Source organism: Sphingobacterium phlebotomi (genome assembly GCF_008180195.1).
Classification (GTDB): domain Bacteria; phylum Bacteroidota; class Bacteroidia; order Sphingobacteriales; family Sphingobacteriaceae; genus Sphingobacterium; species Sphingobacterium phlebotomi.
On record NZ_VTAV01000003.1, the window covers coordinates 164,668 to 183,239 of the forward strand.

Here is an 18,572-nt window from a genome sequence, read left to right on the forward strand (position 1 = left end):
CCATCAGAAAAGGGCCAAATCGGATCAATTTGGTTCAAATCGGGTCAATATTCTCTGGTGGCTAAGGCTCTTTTTTACGTTTGTGCTGTTCGAGATACTCGCGAGGAAAAAACGGACGTAAATAAAGTTCAAATTAAAAAAAAGAAATCATGGCAATTAAACCAAGAGCTCTCGTCGGTTTTGGCGAGATGAAAGACAACGAAATTTTAGTGGCGGCAAATACTATTTTGGCTGCTATGGGAGAAAATCCAAATTTTCCTACTCCGATACCCAGTCTGGAAGAGGTTGGGACCTTGACAGATGATTATGCGAACAAGCTCGCTGCAGCCAGTAAACGCGGATCGCCCGAAGACAATGCCTTGAAAAAGGAGAGCAAAGAGGCTCTGGCCGAAATCTTACAACAGCTAGGGCACTATGTGAACTCCATCGCAAAGGGACATTTCTCGAGGGTTTTGAGCTCCGGCTTTCCGACGCAGGGCTCGAAAGTTCTGCCACAGGCACCCGGTGTCGTCGACGGTTTAAAACTAGAAGACGGTCGACAGTCTGGGCAGGTACAGTTGGGTTTTAACACGCAGCCAAACATTCGGCTCTACGAATACCAGTACCGTAAGGCAGACGTTCCAGACGAACCTTGGAGCGAGCGATTTATAACAACCAGTAGTCGGGGTAACGTGATTGCACCTTTGTTACCCGGTGTATATTACGAAGCGCGCGTCCGCGCAATCAATACGCATGGTATTGGCGACTGGAGCCAGATTGTACGAACAATGGCGAGGTAGGACCGTTGTGTGCTAGTTAGAAATGATAAAAGCCCCCGAAAGGGGGGCTTTTTAAGAAATATAACACTTTTAAAAATGAAAGCATTACAAACGAAAACACCTTGGCTTATCGAGGATATAGCCATGGAACTCTCTGCAAAACATAAAATGGGCTTGGCATTACTGATCTTATTAGCCTTATTTCTATTCGCAGGCACCATCTTCCAAATTATCGATCCGACAGCAGCGGTATTGGACATCGGCATCCTATCCGTGCTTTTACTCGGTTTGCTGGGCGGAATCGCTGCGGTATGCTGCAGCCTATGGCTACAGGAAATCCTTTGGAAGCCTTTTAAGCTCTTCCGCAGGAATCTATTTTATCACATTGATCAACTAACATCATGGCAACAATGTATTCTTTACTTTTCGGTATTCTTTTTACTGCTGTATGCGGCAATCTGGATGCTATCCATCATATTGTAAGTCCGCCAACATCGTTAGGTCAAGAAAATGACGCTCATTCTATGCGCGTACGGATCATCGAAATCGCTACGGCCGAGATCGGTGTTCGTGAAGCAACGGGCAATAACGATGGAGAACGTGTGGAAGTATACCTCGCCTACACTGGCTTAGGGAAAGGACATGCCTGGTGTGCAGCTTTTGTATCATGGTGCTATGCGCAGGCGGGTTTCCCTGAGCCTCGAAATGCATGGAGCCCGGCGCTATTTCCCAATGCCCGGACATATTGCAGGGGCAATGCTTGTCGTGATTCGAAAACAAGCGTCCGGATAAAACCCGCTGACGTCTTTGGTATCTATGGCTATGGCGCCAAACGGATCAATCACGTGGGGCTGGTGCAGGGTATAGAACCCAATTATATCCTGACGGTAGAGGGCAATGTAGAGAATAGGGTGCTAGCCAAGAGAAGGCATCTTTCTACTATTAATGCATTTTCAAATTGGATAGAATGAGCAGGTATATACTAATTTGGTGTTTGGTGGCGCTGGTGTTGTCTTGCCGCTCGTACCGAGAGAGAACAAAGCAGGAAGCGACTCGGATACGTTTAACGGATGCCAGCAGTGGTATCCGCTACGGTTTTCAGCTGCTGGGCAAAGATAGTCTGGAGCGTAGCTGGTCTTTCGTGACGGACAGTGTGCTGTTTTTCCACCCCGAATATGGATTGATCAGCAACGGCGGGCATCTCCATTTCCTCGAAAGTCAACTCGGCCTGCAGCAATGGCAGGTCGAGGTTGATTCGCGGGAAAAGCAGCGGACGGAGATAGCCACGCAGATACAGGAGCAGGAATCGCGAACCCGGTACAGCACCCCATGGTGGATTTGGGGACTGGGTGGGTTAAGCATTGTCGCAATCTTACTCTATCTAAGGGTTTACCGTAGAGGCCAGAGATAAGAAAGGTGCAGGCTATCGCGTGTCTTACTGCTGTGTGTGCCAGTGAAAGCCAGTTAAACATTTTTAACTGGCTGATTTATATATAGACAGCTGCGCTTGTAGAAATTTTCGTGCATGGTGTATACGGGTTTTGACCGTACCTTCAGGCATATTAAAGTACTCCGCTATCTCCCTGTATTTATAGCCTTCGATATGCATATTAAAAATTTCGCTGCTTTCAGCTGGTAATTTTTTCATTGCTAATTCAATATCATTCATGGTAAACTTCCCTTCGCTATTATTTCGGCTGAAAGGTTCACTATAGCCCATGTCACGCACATCGCTTAAACGGGAGTTCTCATAAGCCAATCTTTTCTGGTCACGACGGTATTGATTTATAAATACGTTTTTCATGATGACGTATAACCAAGATAAAAACTTAGGGTTATTTTCATATTCGTCTATGTACCTAATAGATTTGACAAGAGTTTCTTGAACCAAGTCCTGGATATCATCGGGATCCTTTGTAAACTTTCTGGCAAACTGGGTAAGAATTGATTTGCTTTGCTCGATCTGCTGTTGTAATTGAATAGACGTCATAGGTAAAATTTTTAAATTTAAACTTGTTCCATAGTGTTATAACTGTTACAAAAGTGATGCAAAAAATGAGCGATTTCGGCGTTTCCGGGTGCATTATAGCGATTGTTGCGGCAAATACTTGTTTTCACGTATTTGTACGTTTTTTTCCGCTTTTTTTAGTCAATATTAAACCTTAGGGTTAATTTTTAGTCCAATTTTAAGTCATTTTAAGATTTAAAAATTTGTTGTTTTTCAGTATAAATATTTATCCCTGAGCATATATCTGTGTACTCAATTTGTTGGCAAAAAGATATAATTACAGCAAAAAGGTGCCACGTATTTCCGATTTGTCAGCATTCAAGGATAAGATCCTAAACATTTCTTGGAGTGATGACGGCCGTGATTATTGGGGAGAGCGTGTTTAAGATGGACTTGCTCCATTAAATTTGGACATGCTTCTTAGCCATTCCAATGACAGTCTATTACCCCCGCTGCCATGTGAGAATAGTATTAGCGGACGCTTGGCTGTGGGAAAAGTCGCGTCTCTGACTGTAAACTTTCTTTTGAATGGAGAGAAGGTTTTATCGCTTTGCTTTATATCATCATTGGTTGGATACCAAATCTCCGTGGTCAGTTTTCTGTCCCTCGTATCATCAGAGAAATTAAGTGTTCGTTGCCCAATATTTTTTATTTTAGCTACAGGCAGTTGCCCTTGCGCAACAGCATTGACTTTTAATTTCACCGTCCCGCCAAATCACACGTACAAAGTTTGGTATGAAAAGAAACAGAAGGCTTGGGTGTTTGTGAAATCTGAGAAAGTAAAGCTACAAAAGTAAGTTTGCTAAACTACCGTTTTAAGAAACGCACTCTTACAGTGCGATTTTTACGAAAAAATGCACTATAAGAGTGCAAAATTTAGTATTTTTGATGAAAAGAAAATACCATGGATACTTTATTTGCATACGCTAATCAATTGGTTTCTGAAACAGATGTAGCATTTAAACGCTATATGTATGATCAAATTAATTGGGAAAACAGACTTGTTGGGCTTATCGGTCCTCGAGGTGTTGGGAAAACGACGCTGGTGCTGCAACACATCAAAAACAATCTGGATATTCGTCACACCCTGTATGTAACAGCCGAAGATTTTTATTTTGCTAAAAACCGTTTGACAGATCTGGCAGACACTTTTGTAAAATTCGGAGGGAAATATTTATTTATAGATGAAATACATAAATATCCCGATTGGTCTAAAGAATTAAAACTAATTTACGATTATCACCGTGGATTGAAAGTTGTTTTCACCGGCTCTTCGGTCCTCGATATAAAGAAAGGCAGTTCTGATTTAAGTCGAAGAGCAGTGGTTTATATAATGCAGGGATTGTCTTTTCGTGAATATTTAATGCTGTTTCATCAGATCGAAGTTCCAAAATTCAGTTTGGAAGAAATCTTGAACCATCAAATAAATGTATCGGTGCGACATCCACTACGCTTTTTTAGATCTTACCTAGAGCGAGGATATTATCCTTTCTCCATGGAAGATGATTTTGATTTGAGATTGCAGCAGGTGGTAAACCAAACATTAGAAAGCGATATTCCTACGTATGCAGACATGAATGTCTCGACGGGCAGAAAGCTGAAACAGTTGTTGGCCATTGTGGCAGAAAGTGTACCATTCAAGCCTAATATGAGCAAGATTGCCGAAATGCTTACCATCAGCAGAAATAATATTGCTGATTATCTTTTGTATATGGAGGAAGCCGGAATGGTGGCGCAATTAAGAGAAGAAACAGGCGGTATCCGAGGTCTAGGGAAGGTAAATAAAGTGTATTTGGATAATACAAATTTAGTTTATGGTTTGGCTAAAGAAAAGCAGAATATCGGAAATGTTAGAGAAACCTTTTTTATCAATCAGTTGAGAGTGGGGCATGAGATTTCTTCTTCTTCCTTAGCTGATTTTAAGATTGATGGGATAGATTTTGAAGTAGGGGGGAAGAACAAGGGACGGGAACAGATCAGAAATGCCGAAAAAGCCTTTGTCGTTAAAGATGATATAGAAAGTGGTTTTTTGAATACGATTCCGTTATGGCATTTTGGGCTGCTGTATTGATCGTTATTCGTTTTCCCAGTCATCGTTGTCACCCATAATCATAACTGCTAGAATAGGACAAAATGCTATGAAAATGTAATTATCCTAGTTTTCGTGGATTGATTGATGTTCTTTACACGCCTAAATTTGGGTTAGTATAATTTAAAATGTAAATCATGAAGAGACATTTTTATTTCTTATCAACTGCGATCATCTTACTTTTGTTCCATATAGGCTGCTCAAAATCTGACGATACGGGTGGAGGCAACGATGGTGGTCTGCCAAATATCGGCTATCCGACTGATTTGCAGGGCACAATTTATTATAAATGGGCGACAGAAGGTGTTTTAAAGATGGGCCTTCCGGATGGAACGGGTGGTTCCTTCATTTCGGATGACCGCAAACTCAATAGTTTTGATATCTCCTATGACGGAAAATACAGGCTGACGGCAGAAGACGCAAGCTCCTTTGGAAAATACATAGTAAAAGTAACCCTAAGCAATCTATCTGACGGCGCTATTATAGAGCAGTTTGACTATACGAGCCCGGGTAAAAATATTTACGCTAAAGCTTTCCTCTCGCACGACAACGCATTTATAATGATGCTTTCAAAAGATAAAGACGACGGCATTACCATTTTAAAAAGAAATGGAGAGTTTGTCACGCGTTTGATTGATTTCAATGGGGAGCCTATAGATCCCTTTAACGCTATCTGTAAGTGGTTGCCTAATAATGCGCTACTTGTTACACACAAAAACTACATTTTTAAAATAGAAGCACCGTACCAATCCGGCACATTGATCAAGGAGATGGAATACCAAGATTGGGATGAGTTGACGGTCAATGATAAAGGGACGCAATTAGCCCTGCGTATTGATAAACACATTTATACCATGCGTATGGATGGTTCCAACCTAAAACAAGTGACGACAAGCAATTTTAAGGAATCTGTACCTGTCTTCTCTCCCGATGGAAAATATCTTCTTGTCGGTACCCATTATAGACAAACAGGTCCTTTTGGATTTAGTTGGTATATGAAAATAATTCCTAACGACGGCAAAATATATAATGTAGATCCGGTAGAAACTAACTCGCCTGGGGTGATACCCGTCATATGGAAAGGAAAGGACAAAATAGAATCGGCCGGAGGTCAAGTGATATGGCGTTAAATCCGCCCTTTCATTTTAGAAAAGGCGGATTATAAACGGTTACACCTTTACTGCTATTCTATTGTTGGGTTAAATGTACCTCCCCAATTATTATTTTGCTGTATCTTCGGGTTTTTGTCGATGACCGATTGTTGGATAGGAAAGAAGTAATACGTTTCAGGAATCGCATTATGTGTGACACCGGTCACGGGCACTTGCCGCAACACGTAACGGAAATCAGTCTCCACTAATTCATTGTTTTCTGCTTTTGCTACCAGCTGATTCCATGCGGCGTCACCAGTCACATCACTTCCATCCGCATTGATCGGCTTCGCTTCCACGCCATGTTCGGTAGTTCCGTTCAGTCGGTCTAACAAACGTAGTCGACGTAAGTCCCAAAAACGGTGTCCTTCAAAGCAGAATTCAACGTGGCGTTCCTGCAAAATCGCTTCGCGCATCTGTGCTTTATTGCTCGCTTTGATGCCATAGTTTCCATCTGTACCCGGCTCAATCCCGGCACGCTCACGGATCTGTTTTAATAGATCCAACGCTACATTCAACTGATCTTTTTCATTCGCTGCCTCTGCATAATTCAGCATGATCTCCGCGAAACGCATCAATACAAAATCGACATCGTATTGTGTATCCACCGTACTTTGGGCCAAGGACAACTTGCTGTTCTTCAAGATAAAAAATCCGCTATATCGGTTATAATTGGCTGAAGAAGTAGCAAAATAATCCAAGGTATGCGCGATTCCCTCCGCAGTATATTGCCTATTCCCCACTTTGCCGGAGACAGGATATAGTTTTCCATTCCAAACAATAGACTTTTCGAATCGAGGATCACGATTTTCCCAATAGTGCTGCAGAAAATCAGATGCAGGCTGATAGTATGCGCCACTAGGATCGTCGTATTGCTTCCCATCAAGCATAGGGAAAGATTTGACCATTTCCCAGGTTGGCACCGCTCCCGCAACACCTCTACTTTCTGATCCGGGCCTCACCGCTGAATCCCAGATCCCCACCTTGTTTGGAAATGCGTTCAGCACAGCAAACACGACTTCCGGCCCGCGTTCTACCAGAGCGATATCACTATAGTCCTCTGTCAGCACAAAACCGTCGGCTAAAAGCTGCTCATAAGCTGCTTTGTTCGCTTCATAGGCTTCATTCCAGTAAGTATTTGCATAAGGATTATTCGGGTTGAATTGTGGAGATGCTTTGTAAAGCAACACTTTAGCTTTGAAGGCCGTAGCAAAGTTACCGTCAATTTTCCCGTAATCTCCCGATGTTTTTTCCAGTTTTTGTGGCAAAAGACTAATCGCCTTATCCAGATCTTCCACCATATAGTTAAAACACTCCAGCGTCGAATTACGGGGGACGTTTAGCTCATCAGAGAGTTCTTGAGGTACCTTGACATAAGGCACACCACCATGATACTTCACCATGTCAAAATAAGCGTACGCACGCATGAAATAAGCTTGTCCTAAGATGTTGTCTTTGGTCAATTGGTCCAAGTTACTCGCTTCTACCTTTTGTATAGCGGTGTTTATTTTCCGAACCTGTGTATAGTTCCAAGATTTAAAATTCGCATTTGCAATGGTTACATGGTTAGGCTCGAAAACTATTCCGATCACCTGATCATTGTTGCCGTCAGCGCCTGCGCTCCAGTTTCCAAACATGGTGTAAAGGTCTGCGAGATAGGCATTGATCAAGTTAGGATCATTCCAAACCCGCTCCTCATCTACTGCACTGTAATTTTCGATATCTAAGGTATTGCATGCCTGCAACATTCCAAATGCACATGCGATCAATATGATTGACTTTTTCATTTTTCTACTGTTTTACTAAAATTTAACATCAAGTCCTAACGAAAAGGTTCTCATGACGGGGTACGAATCATAGTTTTTTTGTTCGGGATCGTGAAACGCTGTCATCGGTGAGATCACGAAGAGGTTTGTTCCATTCGCAAACACCGATACATTATCCAATTTAAACCTACTCGCCAAAGTTTGCGGCAAGCGATAAGAGACATTAAGATCCCTTAGCCTTAGATAAGCCCCACTTCGCATCCAATACGATGAAGATAACACTTGATTTTCAAAGGTATAGCTACCTCCTGATTCCAACCAGTTCGACCCCACGGGTCTCGGATATTTCGCATTTGGATTTTCGTACGTCCAGACATCATCTGTCCAGATCGGATAATATGGGCGAGCATTTCCACCATGTTGGCGTATACCATGCCCTTCTTGTATAGAGATCATGCGATCATATCGGAACACGCCTTGTAACAAGGCAGATACGCTCAACCCTTTCCAGCTTCCGTTCAGACCCAATCCGTAATTAAAACGAGGATCTTTGTTAAGAGACAGTAGCTGCAGATCATTTTCGTCGATCTTGCCGTCAGCACCTTCGGTGAAATTAGCACCCCGTATATCCTCTATCATCACCATTCCGAGATAGGGTGTTCTCCCAAAAACCGTATATCCGTCTGCATTTAATTGATCCAATTGTTCTTGTGTGCGCACAAGATCTAGCGCCTGAAAACCAAATATCGGTTCGTGAGGCCGGCCTATCCTCGTTCTGAAATGTTGGTTACCCCCCGGCCCGAAAGAAGCCAGCTCATCAATCACGTCCCATCTATTGGTCGCAAACCCCAAGTTTGCGGTGATGCCATATTGCACTTCGTCAACCCGGTCAGACCAAGCCACTGTCAATTCTCCTCCTCGGTAGCTTCTTGCAGCGTAGTTCTCTTTTGCCAGTTCCCTTCCGTAATTGTCTGGCACAGCCATCACCCGCGTGGCCAAGATATCGGATTCCTTCCGCAGGAAAAAATCCAGATTACCCGTCAACCGGTTGTTGAGAAAACCGAAATCAAGCCCTACATTATAACTTTTGGACACCGTCCAGGTTACATTCGGATTTGGAGCCGTCATATACCTTAACCCATTGTAGTACGTATTTCCAAATACCGATCCCGGCACGGGTGTCTGTACCCCTGTTTCCGGATTAATGGTCACTGTGCTGTAGTTTTCTCGGAAAGTAAACTGATTGATCGGAATTCCATTTTCGTCCAAATAGTTTCCTGTACTTCCGTACGAAGCGCGTAACCTCAAATCGTTAACGGTATTCCTAACATTAGCGAAGAATTCCTCCTCAGACAAACGCCACGCCGCAGATACGGAGGGAAAAAAGCCCCAGCGTTTATCGCTATCAAATAAGGTCGTCCCATCATATCGGAATGAAAATTCCGCGATATATTTATTGGCGTAATTGTAGTTTACACGGCCTATTGCGGCTTGTCTAGCTTCGAGTGCTTCCATACCGTTGGCATTTCGAAAGTTCCTATCCGTAGGGTATAGAAACATTTGATCATAGTCCGTTAATGGATCTTCCGCCCGGGCCTCTACATTGGTCAGCCCACTTTCAAACTGCTCCAACGCCAACATAGCGTCTACCGTATGATTATTATTGAACGTTTTCATATAGTTTAAGAACCAGTTCATTTGATACTCCCATTTCCGCTCCATGGTGTAATCCATGAACGGACGCGTCTGGCTGAAGTTGAAAATATTCACTCTACTCTCATCTGGAGCCGCAGGAATAAATCGGTTTCCCGTCGGGTTAGCAGAAGCAAAGGAGTAGTTTTTTTGAAAGGTCATGTAGCGTTTTCTCAAATAATCCTCCGCTACGTAACTTCCAACAAACCGGGTTGAAAGTCCATCTAGCACCTTATCAAGCTTTAAATTCAAACTCAGGATGGGATTCACTTGCCTGATCTTTCTATTAATGTACCTGTCGCCATTGACCTGATCGATAACATTCCATAAGCTCCAGGTGCCTACAGGCGCTTGTAGTGGGAAGGCATCTGTATCATTCGTCGGGTTTCCATCTGCATCTACATAAAATGGGTACAATTTTGGCCAATTGAAAGTCACCCGATAAAAATCGGAAACATCGAAATCGTCATCATTCGCAGACGTGTTGAACGGCCAATAGAACTTTTTAGAATTTTGCTGATTCGCAGACAGGTTGAGGTCGATGGTAAAGGCGTCCGAAATACGTGCCGATACGTTGCTACGCAAGTTGAATTTATGATGGTCCAGCGATTGATAGGATCCCTGCTCGCCGCGGTAACTGATCAAATTATAGTAGGTAATTTTGTCGTTTCCGCCGTTCACACTGATGGATTGCCGATGACTGAAGGGATTCCTCCAGATAATGTCGTTCGCGTTGTAGCTCTTGTCTCTAAAATATTCAAACTCCTCATCGCCATTAGGGGCCACCCATGGTGTCGCTTGATCTCCGCGTTCCCAAATAAATTGTGACACCCGGTTTTGATAGATCAGTTCGTCCGTTGCCGTTGTCAAATCGGCCAACAGTGTCTGTGTTGGAGCCATGAACGTGTAGTTACTCTGCAGGTTGAACATCGGTTTCTGACTGGCTCCTTTTCGCGTAGTGACGACCACCACCCCATTTCCAGCCCGCGTACCATATACCGCGGCTGCAGCACCATCCTTTAAAAAGGTGATTTGATCGACCTCGCCGGCCTCCAAAGCATCAAAAGACGCTTTGTCTCTTACAATGCCATCTATCACGTAAAGTGGCTCCGCAAAGCTGCCACGTATACGTACGGAAGATGACGCCCCGCTCATTCCAGAAGTGTTCGTGACCGTTACGCCAGGTGCTCGGCCTGCAAGCGTGTTGGAAAGATTGGAGGGGGCTATACGCTCTAACTCTTCGGCCTTTACCGTCGTAATGGCAGATGTTAAGCTTGCTTTGCGCTGCGTACCATACCCAACGACCACCAACTCATCCAACTCATTAGCGGCTGTGGAAAGGACGATGTTGCCTAATGCAAACTGCTCCTCAAGTACGATCTCTGTAGCTTGGAAGCCGATGGAACTCACCACAAGGGTTTCATTACGAGCTGCGCTGATATTGAATGTACCATCAGGACCTGAAGAGGTGCCCCGTGTGGTACCTTTGATATGCACAGAGGCGCCGACTATCGGCGTACCATCGCCGTCCACAACCTTTCCCGTCACATCGGCCTGTGCGGCAACAGCTTCTTCCTGAACAAACGTACGGGCAGTTCTTCCTTGACCAGTAGCTTTTTTGACGATAGCCACAGTTTTCCCTTCGATTTTATAACGCAACGGCAGACCTCCCAATAGGACATTCAATGCCTTTTGTATATTGGCATTCTGGATGTCCACATCGCCTGTCTTCACGCCTTTGATATCTTCACTCTTGTAAAAAAAGATATAACCACTCTGGTTCTCGACAACTTTCAAGGCTTCAGCAAGCGCTAGCGACTTCGATTTTAGCGTTACCGTTTGTGAAAAAGTAGAAGCATGTGTCAACAATGCTGAAAAAAGCATCATACCCGTTAGTTTCATCATTATCAAAATTTTAAATCGGTTTACGCCTTGTTTCATATCAAAACAGGGCCAATAACTCCCATAGGAGAAGGATTTTGTCATAAGTTTAGTTTTTAGATTTGTGTTTTAGTTGTTAATTATAGTTACTTGTTTATCCGAGTTGATTTCGTACTGCATATTAGTCGCTCCTAAAAGTCCGATCACCTGTCTAAAGGTTAAGTTTTTGTCGATTTTTCCGGAATACCGATAGGTTGGTATCTCTCCTTGATAGATGGTTTCGAAGCCGTACCAGCGACTCAGTTCTTTCATCACGATGTATAGCGGAGTATCATCGAAAGAGAACCTGTTTTCCCGCCAGGCCATCACACTGTTTACATCCACATGGTTGTTCACACGTACATTTTCCTTTTCGACATTGGTGATAGCCTGCTGTCCTGGTGCCAGCGTCTTGTGTAGCGTACGATGTGCCACCTCCACCTTACCTTCCAATAAAGTCGTTTTTATATCGTCCTGATCACGATAGGCATTTACATTAAATTTTGTTCCAAGAACGCGAATACTTGTTTGTGTGTCGCTGACCTCTACCATAAATGGCTTATTGTCCGGCTGACGGACGACTTCAAAATAAGCTTCTCCACTTACCGACACCCTACGCTCCTCCGCTGTAAAAACCACTGGATATGTAATATTACTCTCCGCATTGAGCCAAACGCGGGTGCCATCGCTCAGTACAATCTGATGCCTTCGGCCTTTGGGTGTAGCCATCGTATTCATTAAAGGCTTGGTTCTGCTCCTTTCATCGATATCGCGGTAAATAATCTGCCCATCAACGACCTGAATCCGAACGCCATCGGTGTTTTGTATTACGGCGCTGTTACCGAGACTATCCAACACAACTTTGGTTCCGTCAGACAAGGTCAAAATGGCGCCCTCTCCTCCGGGCTGCAGGTCTTCCTTGCCCTTATCCCTGACCACTTCCACCCGATCCGATCCCCCCGGATCAGGAACAAACATCCAGTAACCGATCGACACTAATACCAGCATCGCGGCTATAGAAGCCACTACGCTGATCCATCGCATACGCATACCGCGATCCACATTCAAAATCGCGCGTATATCCCGCTCGACATCTCCCATATCCAACGCTCGGTCGCTATGTTCGAGGTGTGCCTCCATAAATTCTTGAAAAACAACAATCAATACATCAGCAGGCAATTCCTCCAACAGCGAACTCAATTCCTCTCGCTCCACAGCAGTGATCTTGCTGGCGTGGTATTTACGTAATAAATAGTCAATACGATCTGTATTCATCATTTGGATTTAGGTAAAAGCCGCTGTGGGCCTCCACTACATGTATGAATATACTTTTGGGAAGTACTACTATTCGTTTCTGAGAAAATTTTAAAAAAACTTCAATAAGAGAAGAACAGACAGGAGAACGTTGTACCCAGCCTCCTGCAATCGCTGTCTGATTTGCCTTAGCGCAGTAGTGAGCGTATTGTGAACAGTGTTCACGGAAATCCCCAAACGGGAGGCAATCTCTATGGGAGTCAAGTCTTCCACACGGCTCATCTGATAAATCAATTTTCGACGTTTGGGCATTTCGCATATGGCGGAAGCGATTACGTCTCTTAAATCTCGTACTTCTAATTTATTGTTTAGTCTAACTTCTTCCCAGTCGTGGTCGAGATGACTGCAGAATCGTTCTACTTTAGTTTTCGCGTGGAGTTCCTTTTTTAAATAGGTGAGCATTTCTGTACTGACCACTTTGTAAATCCATGCCTGGAAATTGCTAACCTCTTGCAAACGGTCCCTATTTAGCCATACACGCAAAAAAGACTCTTGCAAAATATCGCGGGCAACACTTTCCTGACCATTGGTCATCTTCATCAAGAACCCATATAACCGTTTGTAATACAATTTATACAAATCAGAAAAGGATCGTTCATCCCCGACACCAACAGCTTCTAGCAATTTTCTTTCCTGTACCGAATGCTCTTCTTTCAAAATTTTCGCACTAACAACCTACCCACAATATAGGAAATTCTATACGTTATAAAAAGAGTTAGCATGCTTTTGATAAAACGCCTAACTTTGTGAAATCTGATAAAAGACGGAAATTGCACTTATTTAGTGCAAAATTTAGTGTTTTTTCAGCCTACGTTGATCGTTATTCGTTTTCCCAGTCATCGTTGTCACCCATATCCATAGCCGCCATGCCGCCCATCATGATACCCAGCAATTTCATTCCGTAATTCATGTCGGTCAGTTCATACAACGGCTCCGTTTTCTTAGGTACCAGCATGCCGTCGCTAATCGGTGCCTTGTTAACCGAAACCATTTCATAAACCATCGTGGGTTCCGCTGCGTTATTCAGGTAGATATCGATGCGCATGATACCATTATCCTCCGGCAGGTAATAAGGATGCGAGAAATTGATTCCCTTGGGTAAATCCTTACTGGTATACACCACAAGCTTATGTACCTGCACACTTGGAATTCCCGTGGCCGAACCTGTTCCGGATTGCAGCGACTTTGGCGTGTAGGTGGAGACAGCGCATGGGTACCCGGCTACTTCTGCTGTCTTTGGTGAACGCTCGACGTTGAAATTGTCGGTGGTGATGCGTTTGTCGTCCGTGAACAGCGCATCATATCCCTGCGAAGGCTTGTAAAACGCCGTAACCGCTTCTCCGGGCTGGATCAATGAAACGGTATGGAGGAACGCCTCATCGGATTGTTCGTTATGGTAATGCTGTATCTCGTAACCCAGTCCCCGGGTTTTGGCGAGCGCAACCTTACCCTTGACATGGATGGTCGCTTTCGGCGGTGTCATAACCATGGCCAGTCCCATCATCGGATTCTGTTCCATCATGGCCTGCATCCGGGCGATGTCCTGTGCCGGGATGGTCTTGTACAGCGTTTCCAGCTGTTCCTGTATATCCCCCTTTTCATAATCGATTTTTTCTGTGACCAGGCTCAGGTCCACGCCGGCCATGTTAACCCGTGTGGTCAGCGTTCCCTCAAAGTCCGATTGGGCAAACAGTGACCCATTGCAGCATATCGTAAGGAGTGCTATAATGGCACTAAATAATTTCATGTGTTATCTGTTAACTTATATAAACTCGATGAATTTACACATCCGACGTTACAACACTGTTCGGGAATTGTTAAATTATCGTAAAACGATATTTTAACAATTCAAGCGGCTTATACTTCGCATTTACCGTTTCTCTAGCCAATGGATATAAAGGGCTCGATAGGACAAACTGCTGTGTGGAAGTATACATAATTATGTTTGCTTTCCAATTTTAAAGAATCAATATATTCTAATTTCGTGATTTTTTTGAGAGATGCAAACAAATATCTTTCTCATGATGCGATATTTGATATATAATGCATAGGAAATAATGCAATATTTGCATTTTTATGCTTGATCAAACCTCTTTCCGAACGGAAACGTAACCAAGTACAAGTTTATCACTGGGGTCTATGTCTAATTCCTTCGCTACCTCGCCTACAGATCCTTTAACAATGCTCAAATCGACTTCCATTATCTTAAACAAATCATCAAATTTTCTATGCATTTCTACAGATTTAAAATTACTCTCTAAATATGTCTCGCTTTAAAGGTAGCAACTCTACATTCAGACTGCCATTAGTTACGCCATATAGCTCCGCGAGATCCCGATCAAGCAATGGAGGCATTTTAAATTTAAAAAACTTGCAATCTCCATCCCACATCACCTTACGGTTTTCCGTACTTACTCATTGTTTCGTCCTACCACATAACCAATCGTTTTCCTTTCCTGCGGAGTTGGAGTATCCAGTTTTTCCTGTAGCCGGTCGATGTATTGAAATAGAAGGTCTATGTTTTTATCTTGAGTTTCCTGTTTCTTGCTTTGATACGATATATAGTTTTTGATTTTTTCGATCTCTAATTGCAGTTGGGCAGTTGAGGACAATACTTTACGTAGCTGTACAAAAGCTTTCACCAGACGAATGCTCATCTTGGTGGCAATGTCGCTTTTAAGTACGTTGGCGAGCATCAGTACGCCATGTTCAGTAAATGCATGAGGATTTACACTAGAATGTTTTAACGATTCGAACCGGTCACAGTTTGTGACCAGTTCTCTTTTTTCTTCTGTTGTGAGCTGAAAACGGAAGTCTTCGGGAAATTTGTCAATATTTCTTTTCACCGCTTGGTTCAGCACCTTGGTCTCCACAGTATACAGGTCAGCCAAGTCTTTGTCAATCATAACCTGTTGGTTTCTGATAATAAATATCCTGTCTTCAATGATTGTAAGTCTAGCTGTTTCATTCTTGCTCATAATTCTCTTGGTTAGTGAGATGTTTAAATTTAAATAACGAAAAAAACAAAAGCCGAACTCTCGCTTGGCTACTGCTCGACCGGGGAACCCCCAATCCTTTATACGTCAAAGATAATTATAAAAAATATTCTATACAATTTTTTAACGTCCTATACACCTACCGCCGGGCGCTCGCCACGCTGCGGTATGCTGCAGCCTATGGCTACAGGAAATCCTTTGGAAGCCTTTTAAGCTCTTTCGTAGGAATCTATTTTATCACATTGATCAACTAACATCATGGCAACAATGTATTCTTTACTTTTCGGTATTCTTTTTACTGCTATATGCAATGATCTGGATGCTATCCATCGTCCTTTAAGTGTGCAAACTTCGCTGCATCTCGTGAAGGAACACCACGCGACACGCGCCCGGATCGTCGAAATTGCGGTGGCCGAAATTGGTGTGAAAGAAGCCACAGGCAATAACGATGGAGCCCGTGTAGAGGAATATTTGAATTACACAGGGTTGGGCAAAGGGCATGCCTGGTGTGCGGCTTTTGTATCATGGTGCTACGGACAGGTGGGTTTAACCGAGCCGCGCAATAACGAAGCCTGGTAAATAGAAATGAAAATGAAAAATAGTTTGATTTTAATCCTGATTGGAACCTTCATTTCCTGTCATGCCTACCGGGAGAAAACAAAGCTGGAAAATAACCGGATCAGGTTATCCGAAGCCAATAAAGGCATCCGCTACGGTTTTCAGATGGTGGAGCAAGATAGCTTGAATCGTAGCTGGTCTTTCGTCACGGATAGTATACTGTATTTCCATCCGGATACCGGGTTGTATAGCTATGGCGGGTATCTCCAGATCAATGAAAGTCAACTCGGCCTGCAGCAATGGCAGGTCGAGCTTGACTCGTTTGATACAAAGAGGGATGTGCGCGGAATGACCGAAAGCCAAACGCAAAGTCGTCGGTGGTTTGATTATAGTTGGTGGATATGGGGCATTGTGGTGCTACTGTTTTGTTTATGGTGGTTAAAAAAACAATCCTAATGTCTGTGCATAAACACCTCATGGGTTTATTAAGGAACTAATCGCACTATAATCTCTCCAGTTTGATGAGGGTCAACCTTTATTTCGAAACCGACTATTACTGTCTCGTTCGCCATGTAATCTAGACCTGTAGCCCAGGTTTTTAGAATTATATCGTGCGGAGCATCGACTTGCAGCGTTAGCTTTTTGCCTTCTTTTGTAAGTTCAGCTTTTCTGCTATCCGTTAATTTTACAGTTGCATCGGTAAGCATAGACCATCGTATTGTATTTTCTTCCGTTCCGCCATCGTATACATCGCTAATGATTACATTTTCGGCATCGGTAATCGTGATTTTGCGCTTCAAAGTTGTCAGATTAGGGTAAATCGAAGAAAGATCCATTGTCGCTGTCGTACTATCGTGCGTTTCGGAAAAATCTATCAAGGGGGCATTGCCTTTCACATTTTGAAGCTGTTCGTTTACCGTTAGTGTATTATGCGCTAAATTAGAATATTTAAACACACCCCAACGTTCAGAATCTTGATCTAATTTCCATATATTGATATTTTGCGATTCGAGCAGTCGGTAATCTTCTCGGCCGAAGTCTATCGCCCAACGAACACCATCGGATTCCATGACAAAAGATCCAGCATCCATGTGTCCATGGTTAGTTGAAGGAGAGCCGCCTTTGAATCCCACGTATATGGCGGACGAATCTGTCCATGACGATCGCATGAGTGCCACTGGTGTCTTGCCCTTGCCTACCCACATCTTGTTTTTGGGAGGATCGATAGACTGAAGATCACTATCTTTACTCCATATCAAAGTAAGAGGAAGGAGACGGTTGTCCTCCCGCACATTCGCACTTAATTTGATCATGTGTTCTCTTTCGACCCAGAGCAAAGAAGGATTGTTTGTCTTTTGGGCAAACCAGAACATGGCCGGTTGCAAAACACCTCCTAAATCAGAGTCGGAAAAATTAAAAGAATCTCCCGTCACGCCGGTCATATTTTGCATAAATGAAGCCGTTCCTAAAAAACCGGGGGTAGATGACAAATCATACGCTTTGCCAAAAGCCCGTTCCAGTGTATTTATAAACAGCACATTGAATGTTGTTCCGTAGCCCCAATACATATATCCCTCTGGATACGCGCCATCTGGTTCATAATCTTTCATCGGTAACTGGATACTTTCCTTACTCCTTTCTATTATCTTTTCCGCTAATGCAACATCCTCCTCGTAAATAGCCAACGCCCCCAGGAGCATTCCTGCATTGCAAACCTGGTTCCAATTATGGGTAGCCTTTAACCACCAGTTATAGTGGCTATCAAATGAAGGTTCCAAGCCTTTTTTCAGAATCGCATCTTTAATTCGCACCCGTTCTTCCGGCGACAACTCTTCATATAGCCAGTCATATCCAATAGCAGCGGCGATGGTCATCTCCGCAACATCCAAAAAATGCGATGGATTCCAGTCGCTGAACGATGAGATTGCTTCCAGCTCATCTTTCGCCCGCTCAAGATACCGGCTGTCATCCGTCATTCTCCAAGAATAAGAAAGATAAAAAATTCGTAGCATCGCTTCGCGAGAAGTCGGAAGCATACGCATTCCGACTTTAATTCGCTCAACGGGAACGGTGTGGAGGATTTCTTCACATTCCGCAAGAATTTCATGATGTACTCTCTGCTTGTACCGATCCATTTTGACCGCGCTTGCGAGGGCTCTTTCCTCTCCTTCTAAAAAGAGTAAGCGCGGGTGACTAGCTATAGCAGGCATACTATCGTTAACCTGTGCACAAACCGTGGAGTACGTAATAGCTAAAGCAATAAATGTAAAAAAAGAAAAATATTTTATAATGTATCTGACCATAACGACTAACGGTTTAC

At 43.5% G+C, this 18,572-nt stretch carries 17 protein-coding genes; 8 read left to right on the top strand and 9 right to left on the bottom strand.

Annotation, left to right across the window (positions count from 1 at the left end; genetic code table 11):
- The first annotated feature begins 149 nt into the window (after positions 1 to 149).
- The 4 genes from FXV77_RS07030 (at position 150) to FXV77_RS07045 (ending at position 2,169) form a co-directional block, all read left to right on the top strand.
- Entirely contained in the window at positions 150 to 779 is a 630-nt protein-coding gene (locus FXV77_RS07030; protein ID WP_148918513.1) for a fibronectin type III domain-containing protein, read from the top strand.
- Between the two features lie 75 nt (positions 780 to 854).
- Positions 855 to 1,241 (top strand): hypothetical protein, encoded by a 387-nt coding sequence (locus tag FXV77_RS07035; protein WP_148918514.1) that lies wholly within the window; start codon positions 855 to 857, stop codon positions 1,239 to 1,241.
- A complete protein-coding gene (locus FXV77_RS07040; protein ID WP_246162324.1) occupies positions 1,160 to 1,729 on the top strand; it encodes a CHAP domain-containing protein in 570 nt (189 codons plus the stop codon). Before FXV77_RS07035 ends, FXV77_RS07040 begins: the two co-directional genes overlap by 82 nt.
- Positions 1,726 to 2,169, top strand: a complete 444-nt coding sequence (locus FXV77_RS07045) for a hypothetical protein (RefSeq protein ID WP_148918515.1) — start codon at positions 1,726 to 1,728, stop codon at positions 2,167 to 2,169. Before FXV77_RS07040 ends, FXV77_RS07045 begins: the two co-directional genes overlap by 4 nt.
- A 63-nt stretch (positions 2,170 to 2,232) precedes the next feature.
- On the opposite strand, the gene FXV77_RS07050 is transcribed toward FXV77_RS07045, so the two are convergent.
- Positions 2,233 to 2,748 carry an RNA polymerase sigma factor gene (locus FXV77_RS07050; RefSeq protein ID WP_148918516.1) on the bottom strand — a complete coding sequence of 172 codons (516 nt, stop codon included), beginning with the start codon at positions 2,746 to 2,748 and terminating at the stop codon, positions 2,233 to 2,235.
- Positions 2,749 to 3,670: 922 nt separating this feature from the next.
- Between FXV77_RS07050 and FXV77_RS07055 the strand changes: the two genes are divergently transcribed.
- Together FXV77_RS07055 and FXV77_RS07060 are read left to right on the top strand one after the other, a co-directional pair.
- Positions 3,671 to 4,837, top strand: coding sequence for an ATP-binding protein (locus tag FXV77_RS07055; RefSeq protein WP_148918517.1), 1,167 nt, complete (start codon positions 3,671 to 3,673; stop codon positions 4,835 to 4,837).
- A 155-nt stretch (positions 4,838 to 4,992) separates the two neighbouring features.
- On the top strand, positions 4,993 to 5,985 hold the full coding sequence (locus tag FXV77_RS07060) for a TolB family protein (protein WP_148918518.1): 993 nt from the start codon (positions 4,993 to 4,995) through the stop codon (positions 5,983 to 5,985).
- 53 nt (positions 5,986 to 6,038) lie between these two features.
- Here the strand turns inward: FXV77_RS07060 and FXV77_RS07065 are convergent, their stop codons facing one another.
- The 7 genes from FXV77_RS07065 to FXV77_RS07090 form a co-directional block, all read right to left on the bottom strand.
- Positions 6,039 to 7,793, bottom strand: a complete 1,755-nt coding sequence (locus FXV77_RS07065) for a RagB/SusD family nutrient uptake outer membrane protein (RefSeq protein WP_148918519.1) — start codon at positions 7,791 to 7,793, stop codon at positions 6,039 to 6,041.
- Between the two features lie 15 nt (positions 7,794 to 7,808).
- The gene (locus tag FXV77_RS07070; protein ID WP_222867731.1) at positions 7,809 to 11,369 is read right to left on the bottom strand and encodes a SusC/RagA family TonB-linked outer membrane protein; all 3,561 of its coding nucleotides are present in this window, start codon (positions 11,367 to 11,369) and stop codon (positions 7,809 to 7,811) included.
- A 105-nt stretch (positions 11,370 to 11,474) separates the two neighbouring features.
- Positions 11,475 to 12,662: a FecR family protein gene (locus FXV77_RS07075; protein ID WP_148918520.1), complete on the bottom strand. Its 1,188-nt coding sequence runs from the start codon at positions 12,660 to 12,662 to the stop codon at positions 11,475 to 11,477.
- Positions 12,663 to 12,749: 87 nt separating this feature from the next.
- Positions 12,750 to 13,355 carry an RNA polymerase sigma factor gene (locus FXV77_RS07080; protein WP_187444047.1) on the bottom strand — a complete coding sequence of 202 codons (606 nt, stop codon included), beginning with the start codon at positions 13,353 to 13,355 and terminating at the stop codon, positions 12,750 to 12,752.
- 163 nt (positions 13,356 to 13,518) lie between these two features.
- Positions 13,519 to 14,445 carry a hypothetical protein gene (locus FXV77_RS07085; RefSeq protein ID WP_148918522.1) on the bottom strand — a complete coding sequence of 309 codons (927 nt, stop codon included), beginning with the start codon at positions 14,443 to 14,445 and terminating at the stop codon, positions 13,519 to 13,521.
- A gap of 337 nt (positions 14,446 to 14,782) precedes the next feature.
- Complete coding sequence (locus tag FXV77_RS22040) at positions 14,783 to 14,932, bottom strand: hypothetical protein (protein WP_187444048.1); 150 nt, start codon at positions 14,930 to 14,932, stop codon at positions 14,783 to 14,785.
- Positions 14,933 to 15,109: 177 nt separating this feature from the next.
- Positions 15,110 to 15,676 (bottom strand): ORF6N domain-containing protein, encoded by a 567-nt coding sequence (locus FXV77_RS07090; RefSeq protein ID WP_148918523.1) that lies wholly within the window; start codon positions 15,674 to 15,676, stop codon positions 15,110 to 15,112.
- 276 nt (positions 15,677 to 15,952) lie between these two features.
- Here FXV77_RS07090 and FXV77_RS07095 point away from each other — a divergent pair, with 276 nt between their 5' ends.
- Positions 15,953 to 16,273 (top strand): C40 family peptidase, encoded by a 321-nt coding sequence (locus FXV77_RS07095; RefSeq protein ID WP_148918524.1) that lies wholly within the window; start codon positions 15,953 to 15,955, stop codon positions 16,271 to 16,273.
- A 12-nt stretch (positions 16,274 to 16,285) separates the two neighbouring features.
- Positions 16,286 to 16,708, top strand: coding sequence for a hypothetical protein (locus tag FXV77_RS07100; RefSeq protein ID WP_148918525.1), 423 nt, complete (start codon positions 16,286 to 16,288; stop codon positions 16,706 to 16,708).
- Between the two features lie 29 nt (positions 16,709 to 16,737).
- Here FXV77_RS07100 and FXV77_RS07105 read toward each other — a convergent pair whose 3' ends face one another.
- A complete protein-coding gene (locus FXV77_RS07105) occupies positions 16,738 to 18,555 on the bottom strand; it encodes a heparinase II/III domain-containing protein (protein WP_148918526.1) in 1,818 nt (605 codons plus the stop codon).
- Between the last annotated feature and the right edge of the window lie 17 nt (positions 18,556 to 18,572).

What these genes read in the sequence shown, in the direction of transcription:
- FXV77_RS07060 (WP_148918518.1), top strand. Translation starts at nt 4,993, where the DNA reads ATGAAGAGACATTTTTATTTCTTATCAACTGCGATCATCTTACTTTTG.
- FXV77_RS07030 (WP_148918513.1), top strand. Translation starts at nt 150, where the DNA reads ATGGCAATTAAACCAAGAGCTCTCGTCGGTTTTGGCGAGATGAAAGAC.
- FXV77_RS07100 (WP_148918525.1), top strand. Translation starts at nt 16,286, where the DNA reads ATGAAAAATAGTTTGATTTTAATCCTGATTGGAACCTTCATTTCCTGT.
- FXV77_RS07095 (WP_148918524.1), top strand. Translation starts at nt 15,953, where the DNA reads ATGGCAACAATGTATTCTTTACTTTTCGGTATTCTTTTTACTGCTATA.
- FXV77_RS07050 (WP_148918516.1), bottom strand. Translation starts at nt 2,748, where the DNA reads ATGACGTCTATTCAATTACAACAGCAGATCGAGCAAAGCAAATCAATT.
- FXV77_RS07085 (WP_148918522.1), bottom strand. Translation starts at nt 14,445, where the DNA reads ATGAAATTATTTAGTGCCATTATAGCACTCCTTACGATATGCTGCAAT.
- FXV77_RS22040 (WP_187444048.1), bottom strand. Translation starts at nt 14,932, where the DNA reads ATGCATAGAAAATTTGATGATTTGTTTAAGATAATGGAAGTCGATTTG.
- FXV77_RS07055 (WP_148918517.1), top strand. Translation starts at nt 3,671, where the DNA reads ATGGATACTTTATTTGCATACGCTAATCAATTGGTTTCTGAAACAGAT.
- FXV77_RS07065 (WP_148918519.1), bottom strand. Translation starts at nt 7,793, where the DNA reads ATGAAAAAGTCAATCATATTGATCGCATGTGCATTTGGAATGTTGCAG.
- FXV77_RS07105 (WP_148918526.1), bottom strand. Translation starts at nt 18,555, where the DNA reads ATGGTCAGATACATTATAAAATATTTTTCTTTTTTTACATTTATTGCT.
- FXV77_RS07075 (WP_148918520.1), bottom strand. Translation starts at nt 12,662, where the DNA reads ATGATGAATACAGATCGTATTGACTATTTATTACGTAAATACCACGCC.
- FXV77_RS07090 (WP_148918523.1), bottom strand. Translation starts at nt 15,676, where the DNA reads ATGAGCAAGAATGAAACAGCTAGACTTACAATCATTGAAGACAGGATA.
- FXV77_RS07070 (WP_222867731.1), bottom strand. Translation starts at nt 11,369, where the DNA reads ATGATGAAACTAACGGGTATGATGCTTTTTTCAGCATTGTTGACACAT.
- FXV77_RS07045 (WP_148918515.1), top strand. Translation starts at nt 1,726, where the DNA reads ATGAGCAGGTATATACTAATTTGGTGTTTGGTGGCGCTGGTGTTGTCT.
- FXV77_RS07035 (WP_148918514.1), top strand. Translation starts at nt 855, where the DNA reads ATGAAAGCATTACAAACGAAAACACCTTGGCTTATCGAGGATATAGCC.
- FXV77_RS07040 (WP_246162324.1), top strand. Translation starts at nt 1,160, where the DNA reads ATGGCAACAATGTATTCTTTACTTTTCGGTATTCTTTTTACTGCTGTA.